Here is a 17,040-nt window from a genome sequence, read left to right as displayed (position 1 = left end):
GGCGTCGGGTCACCCGAACTTGTACTCGACGCCCGTCAGGTTCTCCGACAGGGACCACAGCGCCCCGGCGGTCTGCTCGTCCCGCGACTTCTTGTTGGAGCCCACCACTTTCGGGTGGCCGCGCTGCTCGAACAGTCCGTCCGGCCCGATGTAACTTCCGCCGATCACGTCGGGAGCGGTCGCGGCGTACAGCATCGGCAGCGCCCCCATCTCCGCGGACTGCGCGAAGATCCGGTTACCGACCGCCATCAGTTTGTCCTGCACGGACTCGGTGTGCGCCTGCAGATTTGTCGAGGCGTACCCGGGATGCGCGGCGACCGCCTTGACTCGTGATTTCGCGGCGGCGAGCCTGCGCTGCAATTCGTACGTGAACAGCAGATTCGCGAGCTTCGACTGTCCGTACGCGCTCCAGCGGTTGTACTTGCGGTGTTCCCAGTTGAGGTCGTCGAGGTGGATCGTTCCCGCCTGATGCGCCGCACTCGACATCGTGGCGACCCGATCGGTGATCTTGCCGAGCAGCAGCCCGGTCAACGCGAAGTGCCCGAGATGGTTCGTGCCGATCTGCATTTCGAATCCGTCGGCGGTCCTGCGCTGCGGCACCGCCATCACGCCGGCGTTGTTCACCAGCACGTCGACGGCATCGATGCCCGCCGCGAACTCCCGCACGGAAGCGAGATCGGCGAGATCGAGACGGCGCACCTCGGCGTTGTCACCGATCGACCGCGCGACCACCTCTCCCTTGCGGGTATTGCGACAGGCCAGGACGACGTGCGCCCCCGCCTGGCCGAGTGCCCGCGCCGCCACCTCCCCCAGACCGCTGTTGGCGCCCGTGACGACGAAGGTGCGGCCACTCTGATCGACGATGTCCGAAGCTGTCCACTTGGTCATGATTTCAACCCTACGGATGCCGGGGCGCGGCGTGAACCCGTCACCACGCCTGCTTTCCGACCAGTGGCAGATTGAGGAAACTCGGCCGGTCCGGCGACAACGCGACGTGCTGCGGTCTCAGCCCGCTGTCGGCCAGCATCGGTCCGAGCGGCAGATACCGGGGAATGCTCCCCGCGTACACGTCCACGCGCAGTCGGTGACCCGGTTGGAGCATCGCGTCGGTGGGCACGAAGTTGATGTCCACCGGCGTCACCTCGCCCGGCACCAACGGCTGCCGCGACTCCACCGTCAGGTAGTGGTGGGGTTCGGTGTAGTCGCCGTTCGCCGACTTCGTGCTCTTCGAATCGTCCACGGCCCGCATGGAAGCGGTGAGGGCGCCGTTGGTGAGCGGCGTCGACGTGCCGTCGGGCGCGACGTCGTTCAGCGTCACCGCCCAGAACCCGTCCAGGGCGTCGAGCACGGTTTCGAGATGCAGGTTGACCGGACCCGACAACTCCGTCGGCTGCGCGACTGGTGCGCTGGTGAACGTGAGTCCCTCGGCCTCGTTGAACCGGGAATCCTTGCTGCACACCGATCCGAGGACGACGGCCGCGCCCGCGGTGCCCTGCGCACCGTCGCGGGAGCAGAGTCCGCGAAGCCCGGGTGCGACCGTGAGTTGCGTTGCGTCACCGGGTTTTGCCGCCACCAGGCTGCCGTCGTGCACGGCGTGCCCCGCGGTGCCGCTCGGAGCGCCCGACAGGTACATCCGCTGGTAGTCGACCCCGGCGCGCGGGAACTGATCGGTGGTGGTCCAGCCGTTGCCCTGCTGATACAGCGTCACCGGGCCGTACTCGTCGATGCCGTTGTCGATTCCCTTCAGCCACTTGTCGAACCACGCGCGTTCGAGGACGTCGAGTCGCGGCGGCGCGCCCCGCTCACCGAAACCGCCCCCGAACGAGATGTGGTAGGCGTCGCTCATGATCAGTTGCTTCTCGCCCGCCGGCAGCGGGATGTCGTTGTAGACGCGTGGCTCACTGTTCGCGAAGATGTCGTGCCAGGCGCCGTAGAGCATGGTCGGCACCCGGATGTTCCCCGCCTGAGCCTTGCGCTCCTCGTAGAACTGGCCATCCTGCGCCACCCGCAGCGTGCCGGGGTCGAGATCGTCGATCTTCGTCGCCGTCATGGCCTCGATCAGTGCGGGGAACAGCGTCAACGGATCCTGCAACCGATCCTGCAGCCACTGCTGATCGAAGCGGCCCTGCGCGAGGGCCTGGACGTCGGGGACGAACTTGAGGCCGTTGACCAGTGACAACCACAGCGGCATGAAACCGACCCCGAGGCCGCCGCCGGTTCCGACGATGTCGCGGAGCAGGTCGTTGCCCGGCTCGGTCGGAAAGATCGCCTTCAGCGCAGGCGGCTGATGTCCCGCGGCCTGCAGCGAGTTGATGCCCGAATACGACACCCCGGCCATCCCGACCTTGCCGTCGGACCATCCCTGCTTGCTCATCCAGTCGATGATCTCGACGGAGTCCTGCTGCTCGAGCGGACCGAGCGCCTGCCAGTCCCCCTGCGAGAAGCCGGTGCCGCGCGCATCGACCACCACCTGGGTGTATCCGTTCCGGACGAGGTCGCGGTTGACGCCGAAGACGCGCATGCCGCCACCGGTGAGTACCTTCGCCGCCTCGCCGACACCGTCGAACGGTGTTCCGGCGAGATCGAAGGAGTTCACGAGGTCGACGACCGTGTGCTCGAGTCCCGGTACCGCGAGCACGGAATCGACGAGGTTGCCGACCAATTTCGTGTACGGCGTGATGTTGAGGACGGACGGCATCCTGGTGTCGATCGGCGTGCCGGAGGCGTCCGCGGGGCGATAGACGTTGGCTTTCAACACCGTTCCGTCGCGCATCGTGATGGGAACGTCCCAGTCGATCGCGATCACCGGGTACTCGGGCGGTGCATCGACCGCGGCGTTCCACTGCGCGCCCGCCGCTCCCCCCGTCGGATCAGCCGACGCCGTCAGCGCCGGAGCGACAGCGAGACCCACCGCCATCGCAAGAACAACTGCCACCGCACCCGGACGAAACGCCCATCGACGCACGATCACCACGAACCCCCGTGAAAATCCTCCGGTGACGCGCCTCAGCGGCCATCAGGGTGGCCCGCGTCACAAACTTACCGGATAGTAACCATGAGTCCTCCCGCGGTCAACGACGGGTTTCGGCACCCTCTCGACTACCGTGACGAAGGTGCCCGACGCCCCACTTCCCGTCCGCGACGGCCTCAACCCGACGCGCCTGAGGATGCCGGACGTCGGCTCGTGGTCCACCGTGCTCGAGTACCTGGTCGCCCGATTTCCGCACGACGAGATCCGCCTCCGCGAGAAGGTCGGCGCGTCGGAGGTGGTCGACGAGCGCGGGCTGCCGATCACCGCGGGCACACCGTTCGCGCCCCGCAGGTTCGTGTATCTGTACCGGGATCCGCCGGTCGAGAAGCGGGTGCCGTTCGAGATCGAGATCCTCCACCGCGACGAGAACCTCCTCGTGGTCGACAAACCTCATTTCCTGGCCAGCACTCCGCGCGGCGCCTACGTGGCCGAGTCGGCGCTGGTCCGGTTGCGCAGAGACCTCGACCTGCCGGAACTGACGCCCGCGCACCGACTCGACCGGTTGACCGCCGGGGTGCTGATCTTCACCGTGCGACGTGAGGTCCGGCGCGACTACCAGTCGCTGTTCGATCAGCGACGGGTGGTCAAGGAGTACGAGGCCGTCGCCCGTCACGACCCCGATCTCGTGCTGCCCGCCACCGTCCGCAGTCGAATCGTCAAGGAGCGGGGGGTATTGAAGGCGTACGAGGTGGACGGTCCGGCCAACAGCGAGAGCCGGATCGAACTCCTCGAGGTGTGCGGCGACGCGGCCCGGTACCGGTTGCTGCCGCACACCGGCAAGACGCACCAGTTGCGGGTGCACATGAGTGCGCTCGGCATCCCGATCCACGGCGACAACTTCTACCCCGACTTCTACGACGTTGCCGCCGACGACTACTCGACGCCACTGTGCCTGCTGGCCCGATCCGTCGAGTTCGTCGACCCGATCTCGGGGGACGGTCGCCGCTTCGCGAGCCGGCGCACCCTCGACTGGCCGACCTGACCTCGCGTTCTTTCCCACACCCCGGTCAGGCGGAAAGATGGTGACATGAGTACCGCGACGTCCCTGTCCGAAGTGGAACGCAAGTACGAAGCCACATCCGAGCAGCAACTCCCGACCTTCTCGGGGCTGCCGGGTGTCGACGGCGAACCTCGACGCGACATCGTTCAGCTGTCCGCCCTGTACTACGACACGGGCGAACTCCTGCTGCTCCGTGCCGGAATCACCCTCCGCCGGCGGGAAGGCGGCGACGACGCCGGCTGGCACCTGAAGATCCCGGCCGGCGCGGACGAGCGGACCGAGTTGCAGCTGGCACCCGACACCGAGCTCCCCGAGACGGAGGTGCCCGGAGAATTCGCGGAGCTGCTCACGGCCGTCACGCGCGGCGCCGCACTGAACCCGGTCGCGCTCATCAGCACCGACCGCGATCGGCAGCGGCTCGTGGACGCGGCGGGAACGACGCTCGCCGAGGTCGTCTCGGACGTCGTGATCGCCGCCGTCCCCGATGCGGGAACCGGATCCGACGAGAGGGTGTGGCGCGAGATCGAGGTCGAACTCGCGGCCGGCGACCGAAAGCTGTTCGACGCCATCGATTCCCGGCTGACCGATGCCGGCATCGCGCGGTCGGACGCGCCGTCGAAGCTGCGGCGGGCGCTCGGCGACGCGGCGGGTGGAACCTCGCGGCCCGCGCGCGCGAAGAAGGGGTCCGCTCCGCGGAAGCTGCTGCTCGACTACCTGGCGGCGCAGAAGGATTCTCTCGTGACGGCCGACCTCGGCGTGCGGCGCGACCTCGAGGAGTCCGTGCACGACCTCCGGGTCGCGGCCCGGCGCATCCGGAGCATCCTGCAGGTGTACGGGCCAAGCCTGCGCGACCAGGAGACCGTCGACGAGTTGATCGTCGAACTCCGCTGGGTCGGCCAGGCCCTCGGCGCGGCCCGGGACACCGAGGTGCAGTGGAGCCGGCTCGTGGATCGGCTGGGCCACGCCGAGGAGATACCCGGCCGTGAGGTCGTGCGGGCGCGTCTCGACGAATACTTTTCGGGGCTCGCCGCGACCGCCCGCCCCGCGGCCCTGGCGGCGCTGAACTCGCAACGTTACCTCGACCTGCTCGCCGGACTCGACACGTTCCTCGCCGCTGTCGAGTCGTCCGAGGGCTCGGGTCCGCCGAAGAAGGCCGTCCGGAAATCCCTGCGCTCCTTGTCGAAGTCCGTTCGCAAGCGCGTCCGGAAGGCCGCGGCCGCGACCACCCGGGACGAGCGCGACGAGCTGACGCACCGAGCGCGCAAGCGCGCCAAGCGAATGCGCTATGCACTCGAGTCGACGCGATCGCTGGCACCGAAGGCCTCCGACCGCGCACACAAGAAGTTCAAGGGCTTCCAGGATGTCCTCGGCGAGTACCAGGACGCCGTCGTCGCCCGGGAGCACATCCTCGCGATGGTCGCGGAGGATCAGCACTCGGCCGAGTCGAGTCTGGGCCTCGGCATGCTGCTCCAGCGCGAACTCGATCGCGGCGATACCCTGGCGCCGCAACTGAAGCCCGAGTGGAAGTCCGCGAAGAAGGTGGCCCGAAAAGTCTGGAAGTAGGGCACAGTCGGGAGTACGCACCCGCGTGACCGAAGGGAGCCAGACGTGAGCACACCCGCCAGTCATTCCGTCGTCGTCGGCCTGGACGGATCCGACGCCTCCACCGCCGCCGCACTGTGGGGCGCCGCAGTCGCGTCGAAGTGGGGCGCCACGCTGTCTCTCGTCCACGCGTTGCCGCAGGACGGCCCGCTGTACAGCCCCGCCGCGATCATGCTGGAATCACAATTCCTGAGCCAGCTCCGGGAGGACGGCGAGGCCATCATCGAGACGGCGAAGCGACTGCTGGGACCGAAGTTCCCCGGCCTGGACATCGAGACGACCATCAGTCCCGGGCCGGCCGGCACCGCGCTGCTCGAATCGGCCGACTGGGCCCGGCTGATCGTGCTCGGATCGACGGGAACGGGAGCATTCCGTTCGGTCCTGCTCGGCTCGACGGCGCTGCACGTGGCCAACCGCGCGGGGTGCCCGGTGACGGTTCTGCGGGGCGACGTCTCCATCCCGGACCAGCGGCCGGTGGTGGTCGGTGTCGACGGCAGCGACCTCAGCCGCGACGCGGTGGCGCACGCATTCGAGGTCGCGTCGTTCTTCGAGGCCCCGCTGGTCGCCGTCCACACGTGGCAGGGCTCCCCGACCCTCGGCGCGGGCGGCACCGGCATGCTCGTCGACTGGGACGCGGTGAAGCAGGAGGAGGAGGCGCTGCTCTCCGAGAGCCTTGCCGGTGAATCGGAACGGTATCCGGACGTGTCCGTGACGAAGGTGGCCGAGCAGGGCGCCGCGGCCGACGTCCTCCTCCGGCACGCGAGCGATGCCCAGCTGATCGTCGTCGGCAGCCACGGCCGAGGACCACTGCTCGGCGCGCTGATGGGCTCGACCAGTCAGAATCTGCTCCACCACGCCACCTGCCCGGTCATGATCTGCCGGAACGAGTGACGGCAGGGCGGCGTCAGGAGATGCCCGTCCCCACCAGCTGCCCGACTCCGTACGTGACGATCATCGCGAGCGCCCCACCCAGCACGACCCGGAGCACGGCCCGGGTGCGCTTGGCACCGCCGAGAGCGGCGCTGACGGTGCCCGTCAGCGCCAACGCCACCAGCACCGCGACGAACGCCACCGGAATACGCAGGTGCACAGGCGGTAAGAGGATGGCGAGCAGCGGAATCAGGGCGCCGAGTGTGAACGACAGCGCCGACGACGCCGCGGCCTGCCACGGGTTGGTCAGATCGTCCGGGTCGATGCCCAATTCGATGTCCACGTGGGCGGCGAACGCGTCGTGATCGGTGAGTTCCCGGGCCACCATCCGGGCGGTCTCGTCCCGCAGACCCTTCGCCTCGTACATTCCGACGAGTTCCTCGAACTCGGCGTCGGGGGTCTCGGCGAGTTCGCGACGTTCCTTCGACAGCAGGGCGCGTTCGGTGTCGCGCTGGGTGCTCACCGACACGTATTCACCCAGGGCCATCGACACCGCCCCGGCCGCGAGGCCCGCGAACCCGGCGGTGAAAATCGCCGATCGCGCGGTCGTGGCCGCGGCCACCCCGACGACCAGACCGGCGGTCGAGACGATTCCGTCGTTGGCCCCGAGGACACCGGCCCGCAGCCAGTTGAGGCGGCTCGCCAGGCTGGGTGTGTGCGGTTCGCCGGGATGCCGTGCGGGTTCGGCACGTTCGGCGTTCTCAGCTGACATGTGTTCAGGCTAAGACGAAAAGGCCTGGTCGGATAGCCAGGCAAGCCTGCGCTCGGCCGTTGGGGACCGTTCGCCGCACACCGAAACCAAGCAGTTGCTAGGTTAGGGCGCCGTCCCCACACGCTTGGAGTCCCTCATGGCGACACACCCCACCAGCACCCCCCGACGTCGCTGCGCCGCACTGGTCACGGGCGGCACCGGCGGCATCGGATCCGCCGTCGCCCGGCAACTCGCAGCGCTCGGCCACGACGTCACCATCACCTACCGGTCCCACGCCGACGTCGCCGCGGACCTCGTCGGCGAACTGGAAGGCCGGGGCGTCGCCGCGCAGGCCTTCTCCGCCGACCTCACCGACGAGCCCCGCGTCGCGAGCGTCGTGAAGCAGACCGTCGAGCACTTCGGCGGCCTCGGGATCCTCGTGCACGCCGCCGGTCCGCACATTCCGATGATCCACCTGTCCGACATCGCTCCCCGCGATTACGCCGAGCACCTCGAACAGGAGGCGGTCGCATTCTTCACCGTCGTCAAGGCCGCGCTGCCCGCGCTGCGCGAGTCGTCCGGTTCCGTCGTCGCCGTCACGACGGCGGCCACCAGCCGCTTCCCGGTGCGCGACGGACTCTCCCCCGGCACCAAGGGGGCGATCGAACAACTCGTCAAAGGCTTCGCCGCCGAAGAGGGCCGCTACGGCGTCCGCTTCAACTCGGTGGGGCCCGGCATGCTCACCGACGGCATGGCCGAGCGGCTGATCAGCTCCGAGGAACTCGACCAGCGCGCGCTGGACGCCGCCATGAGCCGGATACCGCTGCGACGGTTCGGCACCGCAGCCGACGTCGCGGAGGCGGTCTGCTTCCTCGCGGGCGACCGGGCCGGTTTCGTCACCGGACAGAAGCTCGACGTCGACGGCGGATACACGGTCTGATCACCGGCCATGTGTAATGGACGCGTATGACTGACGCCGAAGACACTCGCCCGACGCCCCGCAGGCGTCGCGTCGCATGGGTGATCGGCGGCCTGCTCGTCGCGGTGCTCACGGTGGAAATCGTTCTCATCTGGCCCGACCTGTCCGAGAGCGTCCGCAACCTCGGCGACCTCCAGTGGGGATGGGTGGCCGCGGCGGTCGTGGCGTCGCTGGCGTCGATGTCGAGCTTCGCCCGGGTCCAGCGGTGCCTGCTGGGCGTCGCGGACGTGCACATCCGGCAGCGGCAGTCCCTCGCCGTGACGTTCGCGTCCAACTCGATGAGCGTGACGCTGCCGGGCGGGCCGGTTCTCGCGACCACGTTCACGTACCGGCAGACGCGAGTGTGGGGCGCGTCGCCCGTCGTCGCGACCTGGCAGCTGGTGATGGCCGGGGCGCTCCAGGCGATCGGCCTGGCGCTCGTCGGCCTGACGGGCGCGCTGCTCGTCGGGGCCAAGACGAACCCGTTCTCCCTGATCTTCACGTTCGGCGGACTGTGCGCGTTCCTCGTCGTCGCCCAGTACGCGGCGTCGCGCCCGGACGCGCTCGAAGGGGTCGGCATCACAGCGCTGCGCGGGGTCAATTCCCTTCGAAAGAAGCCCGCGCTGACCGGCGTTCGGCAGTGGAAGCACATAGTGAACCAGATGAGCGCCGTGCGGATGGATCGCCGCGACACGGCCCGTGCGTTCGGCTGGTCGCTGTTCAACTGGGTCGCCGACGCGTCGTGTCTCGCGTTCGCGTGCTACGCCGTCGGCGCTCATCCCGGATTTGCCGGGCTCGCCGTCGCATACGCGGCCGGCAACGCCGCCCGTTCGGCGATACCGCTCCTGCCCGCAGGGCTCGGTGTCATGGACGCCGTGCTCGTCCCCGCGCTGACGGCCAGCGGCATGGCCGGTTCCGAGGCGGTGTCCGCGATCGTCGTCTATCGGCTGGTCAGCTTCCTGCTCATGGCCGCCATCGGCTGGATCGTCTTCGCAGTGCGTTTCCGGGGTGTGCAGCAGGACGAGGAGGGCCCGGACCTCGAACCGCTGTGGCATCGCGGCAAGTGATTCCCTCCCGCTGAGAGAGAGCAGGCGTCCGGACCGCCCGGCGACGGTCCTACGGTCGAACCGTGACGGAACCGGATACACAGGAGAATCGGGTTGTCGTCGTCACCGGCGCAGCCTCGGGAATCGGGGCGGGAATCGCCCGGCACGCACACGCTCGCGGTATGCGACTGGTGCTGTCCGACATCGACGGGGACGCACTGGACCGTCTGGCCGCCGACCTCGGCGGGACCGCGCGCACCCGCATCACCGACGTCGCGGACGCCGGATCCGTCGACGCGCTGGCGGATCTCGCGTTCGACTCGTTCGGGCGGGTGGACCTGCTCTTCAACAACGCGGGCATCATGCGGGCCGGATTCCTGTGGCAACTCGGCGAATCCGACTGGGACGCAGCTCTCGGCGTCAACGTGACGGGTGTCGTCAACGGGATCCGCGCGTTCGTTCCCCGGATGATCGAGCAGGGCGGCACCGGTCGCGTCGTCAACACGTCTTCCGTCGGCGGATTCGCCCCCGGTCCGATGATGTCGCCGTACAGCGCTTCGAAATTCGCGGTCGTCGCGATCACCGAGTGCCTGCAGATGGAACTGAGCATGGTCGGCGCCCCGGTGTCCGCGAGCGTGCTCGCACCGGGCCCCGTCGTCACGTCCGTCTTCGACAATCCGTTCGGCGGTGTCTCCCATCCGGCCGTCGACCAGATGGTCGCGCAGATGCGCGCACTACTGACCACCGACGGACTCGACGCGGACACCTTCGCCGAGATGGTCTTCGCGGGCATCGACCGCGGCGACTTCTGGCTCGCACCGCAGGGTGACCACCTCGACAGCATGGTCCGGCAACACACCGCCACCATCCTCGAACGACGACAACCGGTGATCCGGCCGTCGTTCCGCTGACCCGGCCACCGAGTTCGCCCACCCAGCGGGACATTCGACGGACACCAACCGTTAGTTCTGCTACCTTTTGCCGCACCAAGCAATTGCTTGCTTTTCTCACGTCAAAGGGGCGGTCATGCGAATTCGATCCTCGGCTCTCACTGCGGCGCTCGCCGTGACGGCACTTGCGGTTACCGGATGCGCCGGGTCGGGCGCATCCGAAGCCGACGCCGCCGGGGGTCCGTACCGGGTGTTCGTGACCGGAGGCATCAGCGCGCAGGGCTCGCTCGCCGCGAATGCCCAGACATCCGTGCTCGCAGCGAAGGCGAGCGCGGAGGCGGTCAACCGTGCCGGCGGCGTCGGCGGGCGGCAGGTGGAGATCACCGTGGTCGACGACGCGGGCGATGCCACCAACGCCGTGTCGAAACTGCGGGAGGCGATCGCGTCGGGCAAGAAGCCCGACCTCTTCCTCAACTCCGGCCCGTCGACCATCACCACCGCGACGCTGCCCATACTCGCGCAGAACAAGATCCTGTCCTTCAACATCGGGCCGACCGAGGACTCGGCGAACCCGGAGAAATACCCGCTGAACTTCGACCTGGCGTCGGGACCGGCCGAAAACGCCGAGACCATCGCGCGATACATCAAGGGCAAGGGATACCAGTCCGTCGGTGTCGTCCACAGCAGCAGTGCCTACGGTGAGGTCTTCGGGCAGGCGATGGAGGACGCGTTGAGCGGTGCAGGCGTCACCGGCACCGGTTCCGAGGAATACGACTCCGCGGCGCTCGACATGACGGCGCAACTGCAGTCGCTGAAGAACCGCGGCACCCAGGCGCTGGTCGTCGATGCCTACGGCGCACCCCTCGGATACCTGCTCACCAGCCTTCAGCGACTCGATTGGAACATCCCGCTCATCGGAAACACGTCGGTCGCGGGAACGTCACTCGTCTCCAAGCCGGCACCGGACGGTGTGCTCGGCACCCCTGCCACGGCGAATCTCGTCATGCACGTCATGTCGAGCACGGTCTACGACGCCCGGGACACCGCGGTCAACACGATGGTCGACAACATGAAGGCGATGGGCGACATCCCGTCGACGTTGATCCTCGCCGACAACTACGACGCGCTGCCCCTCGTCGCCGCCGCAGCGAACAAGTCCGACTCGTCCGATCCCGAAGCCCTCGCCGAAGCCCTCGAGAACCAGGACGTTCTCGACAGCGCAGAGACCGCGTTCTCCCCGTCCTATCACTTCACGGCAGAATCGCACGCGTCGAAGCCGGGCGACGAAGCGTACAAGTTCGTGCCGCCGAGCCCACTCCTCAACGGCCAGTACGGAAATCCGAGCGCCTGACACTTCGACCACAGGAGATTCCGGTGACCATAGTCTGGTCGGGTCTCGCCCTGGGCGCGGTTTACACGCTCGTGGCGATCGGCTACAACATCGTCTTCATCTCGTCCCACACCTTCAATTTCGCCCAGGCCCAGCTGATGATGGTGGGAACCTTCGTCGCCTACACCGGACTGGTCACCCTCGAGTTGCCGGTGCTCGTCGTCGCGGTAATCGCGACCGTCACGGTCACGATCCTGGCCGGATTCGAAGAGATCATCGCGGTCCGACCGGTACGCGATCACCAGAATCAGCTCGTCACCACGCTCGGGGCGGCGACGTTGATCAACGGTGCGACACAGCTCATCTGGGGCAGCGAGCCACTCACCGTTCCGTTCTTCGGGTCGAACGATCCGATCACGATTCTCGGCGGACGCGCCTACCCGGTCGAGGTGGCGCTGCTGATCCTGGCCGTCGTCGCGGTGATCGTCCTCGGCTACGTCGGTAAACGGACCATGACCGGTCTCGCGCTCCTGGGAATCTCCGAGGACCGCGAAGCCGCCATGCTCCGCGGCGTGAACGTGCGGGCGCTCGCGCTCGGCGCGTTCGCCTTCTCGGGTGCGCTCGCCGGGTTCCTCGGGCTCTTCGTCGGTCCCAAGACCTTCGCGGTGGCCACGCTGGGTTCGGCGCTGGCCATCAAGGGCTTCGTGGCCCTGGCGATCGGCGGATTCGGGTCGCTGCCCGGCGCGCTGGTCGGCGGTGTCACCGTCGGGCTCGTCGAATCGTTCGCCGCGCTCGAAGTGGGAAGCCAATACAGCAACATCGCGGTCTTCGTGGTGCTGATCGCGATACTCATGGTGCGACCGGCCGGCTTGTTCGGCAGGGTCCGGGAAAGGGTTGTGTGAACAATGCTGGTGTGGCGTCTGATTCGCTCGATTCCGGGTTGGCTCTTCCCGCTCACCATCGGGCTCGTCGTCCTGTTCCTGCCGGAGTTCGGTCTCGACTTCGCGCTGTCCCGCCAGGTGCAACTCGCCTGCATCCTGGCGCTGGTGGTCAGCGGTCTCAACCTCAGCCTGGGGTATGCGGGTGAACTCGCACTCGGCCAGGCCGCGATGTATGCGGCCGGCGCGTACACCGCCGGGTTGTTGTCGATCGCGGGGTACACCGACATCGTGGTGCAGTTGATTGCCTCGGGCCTCGTGGCACTGGCGGTCGGCATCGTCACCGGCATCCCGGGGCTGCGGCTGGGCAGTTGGTCGCTGGCGATGACGTCGTTCTTCCTCGTCCTCCTCGTCCCGGACATCATCGCCGTCTCCGGGAATGTCACCGGCGGCCGGAACGGTCTCAGCGGGATCCAACCGGCGACGCTGTTCGGTGGCGTGATCGACGCGGACCGCTTCTACGTGGTCGTCGTCCTCGTCGCCATCGTCTGGTTCGCGGCCGTGCGCAACCTCGTCGTCTCCCGCCACGGCATCGCGTTCCGCACACTGAAGCAGAGCCCGGTTCTGGCCTCCTCGGTGGGCATCTCGGTGTTCCGGATGAAGCTTCTCGGCTACGCGATCGGTGCGTTCCCCGCCGGGCTCGCCGGTGCCCTGTTCGCCAACATCGACATGTACGTCTCACCGGAGGCGTTCGGATTCACCTTCGCCACAGCCGTTTTGGCGGCGTGCATCCTCGGCGGCGCGACGAGCGTCTACGGTGCGGTGGTCGGCGCGGCGATCATGCAACTCGGCCCCAACCAGTCCTCCGAATTCCAGCAGTACGCCCTCGTCTTCTACGGCGGATTCCTCATCGTCGGGGGCGTCCTCCTCAGCGGCGGCCTGGCGAAGGCGGCGAAGCAGGTCACGGCACGGCTCGACCGGAAGGCCGGCCTGACCGCCCGTGGAGCCCCCGGACACACTGATCGGTCGGCGATGGAACCGATGTGGGGGCAGGCACTCGTCGTCGACGGCATCTCGAAGGCGTTCGGCGGCAACCAGGCGCTCGACGACACCTCCCTCCGGGCGGAACCCGGGAGCGTCACCGCGCTGATCGGGCCCAACGGCTCCGGCAAGACCACCATGCTGAACATGATCTGCGGCTTCTACCGTCCCGACAGCGGACGAATCCTGGTCGGTGACAGAGAAGTCCAGGGCATGACCCCGGAACGGGTCGCCGGAGTGGGTGTGGCACGAACGTTCCAGACGCCCGACATCCCGGACGGCGTCACGGTGCTCGAGGCCGTCGCCTCGGGCCGGTACCGCACCGACCGGGTGTCGATGCTGTCGACGGTTCTGCGCCTCCCCCGCTACCGCAAGGTCCGTGCCGCCGACCTCGCCGAGGCGGAACGGGCGCTCGACACGGTCGGGCTCGCGCATCTGCGCGACGAGACGGCTGCCTCTCTGCCGCTGGGGATGAGGAGGCTGCTCGAGGTCGCACGGTCGGTGGTCGCCCGGCCCCGGCTGCTCCTGCTCGACGAAGTGGCGTCCGGTCTCGACGAGGACGAGGTGGAGCGCCTCGCCGACCTGATCCGGCGACTCGGCCGCGCCGGCTGCACGATCGTGCTGGTCGAGCACAACTTCCGGCTGGTGCTCGCACTGGCCGACACCATCGTCGTGCTGGCCCAGGGCCGCGTGATTGCCGCCGGGCCGCCGTCCGAGATCGAACACGACCCGCGCGTACTCAGCGAATACCTCGGCGTAGTCGCCGAAGACACCGAACTGGCCGGAGAGGCGACCTGATGAGCGAGCAGACTTCGACGCCCCTCCTGAGCCTGCGGCATCTGCAGTCGGGCTACGGCGACCTCCGGGTGGTGTGGGACGTGTCCCTCGACGTGTGGCCCGGGAAGGTCACCGCACTGCTCGGGCGGAACGGTGCCGGGAAGACCAGCACGTTGAGAGCCATTTCGGGACTGAACAAGATCACCGCCGGCACCCTGCAGTTCGACGGCCGCGACATCTCGAAGGTCGCGCCGCACCGGCGCGTTCGACAGGGAATGGCCTACGTGCAGGAGGGAAAGCGCGTGTTCCACCGGCTGACCGTGGAACAGAACCTGATCCTCGGCGGGTATGTGCGCACGATGCGGCGGCCGGCCCTGCGCGAGGAGGTGGACAGAATCTACGAGCTGTTCCCCGTCCTCGGCCGGAAGCGTGGCCTCCTCGCGGGCGCCATGTCCGGCGGGCAGCAGCAGATGCTGGCGATCGGGCAGGCGTTGATGGCGAAACCCACCCTGCTGCTGCTCGACGAGCCGTCCGGCGGCCTCGCACCCGTGATCGTCAACGAGGTGATGGAACGCGTGACGGCACTCAAGGAGACCGGGTTGGCGGTGCTCCTCGTCGAGCAGGCAGTCGACGCGGCGATGAGCGTGGCCGATCACGTCACGGTTCTCGACGTCGGACGCGTCGTCATGGATGCGGATGCCGGCGAGATCGACGACCGGGCCGTGCTGCGCGACGCGTATTTCGGGCGCGTAGGCGGCTGACGAGCTACCCGCCGAGGCGCCGGAAGACGAGCCGGACCGCCAGCCCGAGGTGGGCCATCACCTCGTCGACCGAGATGCGGCCGGCCACCCAGGACACCAGGCTCGACATCCAGACGTCGCCGATTACGCGGATGGCGTTCAACTGGTCGTCGGAGATCTGCTCCACGCCGATGGTCTTGGCGAACATCTCGGTCATCAGGGCGCCGAACGCATCCAGTTCGGCCGATGCCGACGCGTCCGCGAACATGAACGCGCGGACCAGGGCCTCGTACCGCGGCCGGTCCTTCTCGAGGACTTCCGTGTTCTTCCGCAGGACGAAGAGGATCCGCTCGGACGGTGTGTCACCGGGGATCGCGACGTCCTCGAACCGGGACCGCATTCCCTCGAACACCATCAGCAGCCCCATCACCAGCATGTGGTTCTTCGACGGGAAATAGCGGTACACGGTGCCCAGCGCGACCCCCGCCCGGTCGGCGATGGCCCGCATCTGCACGGCGTCGTACCCGCCCTCGGAGGCAAGTTCCATCGCCGCGGCGACGATCCGCTGGTAACGCTCCCGCTGCGGGGCTTTCGCCCCACGGGAGGGCAGCTGCCCGTTGCGAAGCAACGACAACAGTCCGTCGCGGCCCGCGGTCAGCGGCTCTTCAGCACTGCTCATGGACGTCAGCCTAGCGACAGCCGCCACCGCGTCGTCGCGCGACGGCACCCCTGGCCGCACGTGAGTGCGAAAGTGTGTTCCGCCACACTTTCGCACTCATGTGGGCGAACGACGAAAAAACTCCGCTGTCGACGTTTTCGACAACGGAGTTTCCTGAATTATGGTGGCCAGGGCCGGGATCGAACCGGCGACCTTCCGCTTTTCAGGCGGACGCTCGTACCAACTGAGCTACCTGGCCGGACGGCACCCGAACCGAATGCCTATCGCACGGTGTTGCCAATACCTGGTATTGGCAACACACTTGCGACCCTGACGGGACTCGAACCCGCGACCTCCGCCGTGACAGGGCGGCGCGCTAACCAACTGCGCCACAGGGCCTTGCTTGTCCTGCTGTGCTTTACAAGTGTAAAGCGGTACTGCGTGTCACTTTTTACTGCCGTCGAACCATACCGCACGCTCGACACCGGTCAAACGTACCCCCTACGGGATTCGAACCCGCGCTACCGCCTTGAAAGGGCGGCGTCCTAGGCCGCTAGACGAAGGGGGCCCGCCGGATTTCTCCGAACCAGTACCTCCAACGGCGTTCCGTTGGGAGCTTGGATAGCTTAGGACACGGATCGAGAATTTCCCAAATCGCCAGGTCAGGCTACGAATCGGGCAGTTCTGAGCCGGAATCGGGCCACCCGTCCCTCGCAAAGTTCTCCAGCCACTCGGGCGAAGCCATGGCAGTGAGGACCACCTCGAGCGATTCCGTGAACCGCTCGCCGAGGTCTCCCTCCAGGGCAGTCATGTCGGACATGTACCGCTGGCCGGCGAGCGACGCCGCCAGGACCCGGGTGAACTTTTCGGGATCCGCGCCGGCGCGCAGCAGCCCCTCCTGTTGAGCGCGGACGGCGAACTCGTGCGCGGCCCTTCCCCAGACCTGTGAACCGCCGGACTGCACGTCCGGATAGAACTCGGGTTCGACGATCAGCCGGAACTCGGCACGAACGATGACGCTGGAATGGAACAGCTTCGCCAGGTCGAGCACGAAGCCGTGGAGGGCCTCGTAGGGCCCGATGTCCGTGCGACGCGTCCACCGGTCGGTCAGGGCAGTGAACTGCTCGACGCCGGACTCGAGGACGGCCCGGGCGAGCTCTTCCTTCGACTGGAAATGGAAGTACATCGCCCCTTTGGTGGCGTTCGAGCCTTCGAGGATCGTGTTGACCGACGCTGCTGCATAGCCGCGCTTGGCGAACTCGATCGCGGCCGACTCCACCAGCGCAGCGCGAGTGCGTCGCGCACGCTCCTGTTGACGTGGCATTGCAGTGGATCCCTCTCCGAGATGTAGTAACCCCACCCCCTCGCCCTGCAAGGACGAGCATGGAGCCATACATAACAGTATCCCCGTTTTGAAAAAACCAACACAGCAGTCTTGCAGTAATTAAAACTCACCTAAAACCACCTG

The 17,040-nt window shown here is 67.6% G+C and carries 15 protein-coding genes and 3 tRNA genes; 10 read left to right on the top strand and 8 right to left on the bottom strand.

Annotation, left to right across the window (positions count from 1 at the left end; translation table 11 throughout):
- Nucleotides 1–9: 9 nt before the first annotated feature.
- Together H0B43_RS24480 and H0B43_RS24475 are read right to left on the bottom strand one after the other, a co-directional pair.
- Nucleotides 10–888 (bottom strand): oxidoreductase, encoded by an 879-nt coding sequence (locus tag H0B43_RS24480; protein WP_185725582.1) that lies wholly within the window; start codon nt 886–888, stop codon nt 10–12.
- Nucleotides 889–928: 40 nt separating this feature from the next.
- Nucleotides 929–2,917, bottom strand: coding sequence for a CocE/NonD family hydrolase (locus H0B43_RS24475; protein ID WP_185729810.1), 1,989 nt, complete (start codon nt 2,915–2,917; stop codon nt 929–931).
- Nucleotides 2,918–3,113: 196 nt separating this feature from the next.
- Here H0B43_RS24475 and H0B43_RS24470 point away from each other — a divergent pair, with 196 nt between their 5' ends.
- From H0B43_RS24470 to H0B43_RS24460, 3 genes are read left to right on the top strand one after another with little or no spacing between them, the layout of a single operon-like run.
- Nucleotides 3,114–4,013, top strand: coding sequence for a pseudouridine synthase (locus H0B43_RS24470; protein WP_185725583.1), 900 nt, complete (start codon nt 3,114–3,116; stop codon nt 4,011–4,013).
- A 45-nt stretch (nt 4,014–4,058) separates the two neighbouring features.
- Complete coding sequence (locus H0B43_RS24465; protein ID WP_185725584.1) at nt 4,059–5,594, top strand: CYTH and CHAD domain-containing protein; 1,536 nt, start codon at nt 4,059–4,061, stop codon at nt 5,592–5,594.
- A gap of 45 nt (nt 5,595–5,639) precedes the next feature.
- A complete protein-coding gene (locus H0B43_RS24460; RefSeq protein WP_185725585.1) occupies nt 5,640–6,524 on the top strand; it encodes a universal stress protein in 885 nt (294 codons plus the stop codon).
- 13 nt (nt 6,525–6,537) lie between these two features.
- Here the strand turns inward: H0B43_RS24460 and H0B43_RS24455 are convergent, their stop codons facing one another.
- Nucleotides 6,538–7,275, bottom strand: coding sequence for a VIT family protein (locus H0B43_RS24455; protein WP_185725586.1), 738 nt, complete (start codon nt 7,273–7,275; stop codon nt 6,538–6,540).
- Nucleotides 7,276–7,411: 136 nt separating this feature from the next.
- Here H0B43_RS24455 and H0B43_RS24450 point away from each other — a divergent pair, with 136 nt between their 5' ends.
- From H0B43_RS24450 to H0B43_RS24420, 7 genes are all read left to right on the top strand, one after another.
- A complete protein-coding gene (locus H0B43_RS24450; protein ID WP_185725587.1) occupies nt 7,412–8,194 on the top strand; it encodes an SDR family NAD(P)-dependent oxidoreductase in 783 nt (260 codons plus the stop codon).
- A 26-nt stretch (nt 8,195–8,220) separates the two neighbouring features.
- Nucleotides 8,221–9,279, top strand: a complete 1,059-nt coding sequence (locus H0B43_RS24445) for a YbhN family protein (protein WP_185725588.1) — start codon at nt 8,221–8,223, stop codon at nt 9,277–9,279.
- Between the two features lie 62 nt (nt 9,280–9,341).
- A complete protein-coding gene (locus H0B43_RS24440; RefSeq protein ID WP_185725589.1) occupies nt 9,342–10,169 on the top strand; it encodes an SDR family NAD(P)-dependent oxidoreductase in 828 nt (275 codons plus the stop codon).
- A gap of 115 nt (nt 10,170–10,284) precedes the next feature.
- Nucleotides 10,285–11,499 (top strand): ABC transporter substrate-binding protein, encoded by a 1,215-nt coding sequence (locus H0B43_RS24435; RefSeq protein ID WP_185725590.1) that lies wholly within the window; start codon nt 10,285–10,287, stop codon nt 11,497–11,499.
- Nucleotides 11,500–11,522: 23 nt separating this feature from the next.
- Nucleotides 11,523–12,380: a branched-chain amino acid ABC transporter permease gene (locus tag H0B43_RS24430; protein WP_185725591.1), complete on the top strand. Its 858-nt coding sequence runs from the start codon at nt 11,523–11,525 to the stop codon at nt 12,378–12,380.
- 3 nt (nt 12,381–12,383) lie between these two features.
- Nucleotides 12,384–14,195: an ABC transporter permease subunit gene (locus tag H0B43_RS24425; protein WP_185725592.1), complete on the top strand. Its 1,812-nt coding sequence runs from the start codon at nt 12,384–12,386 to the stop codon at nt 14,193–14,195.
- Nucleotides 14,195–14,935 (top strand): ABC transporter ATP-binding protein, encoded by a 741-nt coding sequence (locus tag H0B43_RS24420; protein WP_185725593.1) that lies wholly within the window; start codon nt 14,195–14,197, stop codon nt 14,933–14,935. The genes H0B43_RS24425 and H0B43_RS24420 overlap by 1 nt, the downstream gene beginning before the upstream one ends.
- Nucleotides 14,936–14,939: 4 nt before the next feature.
- On the opposite strand, the gene H0B43_RS24415 is transcribed toward H0B43_RS24420, so the two are convergent.
- From H0B43_RS24415 to H0B43_RS24395, 5 genes are all read right to left on the bottom strand, one after another.
- Nucleotides 14,940–15,593: a TetR family transcriptional regulator gene (locus H0B43_RS24415; RefSeq protein ID WP_128970053.1), complete on the bottom strand. Its 654-nt coding sequence runs from the start codon at nt 15,591–15,593 to the stop codon at nt 14,940–14,942.
- Nucleotides 15,594–15,754: 161 nt separating this feature from the next.
- Nucleotides 15,755–15,831: transfer RNA gene (locus H0B43_RS24410), tRNA-Phe, on the bottom strand.
- Nucleotides 15,832–15,897: 66 nt separating this feature from the next.
- A tRNA-Asp gene (locus tag H0B43_RS24405) sits at nt 15,898–15,971 on the bottom strand.
- A gap of 96 nt (nt 15,972–16,067) precedes the next feature.
- A tRNA-Glu gene (locus tag H0B43_RS24400) sits at nt 16,068–16,140 on the bottom strand.
- A gap of 99 nt (nt 16,141–16,239) precedes the next feature.
- On the bottom strand, nt 16,240–16,896 hold the full coding sequence (locus H0B43_RS24395) for a TetR/AcrR family transcriptional regulator (protein WP_185725594.1): 657 nt from the start codon (nt 16,894–16,896) through the stop codon (nt 16,240–16,242).
- Nucleotides 16,897–17,040 lie beyond the last annotated feature (144 nt).

The organism is Rhodococcus sp. 4CII (assembly GCF_014256275.1).
GTDB classification, from domain to species: Bacteria; Actinomycetota; Actinomycetes; order Mycobacteriales; family Mycobacteriaceae; genus Rhodococcus_F; species Rhodococcus_F wratislaviensis_A.
Note: the sequence above shows the minus strand (reverse complement) of the source record. Positions and strands in the feature narration are given on the sequence as shown.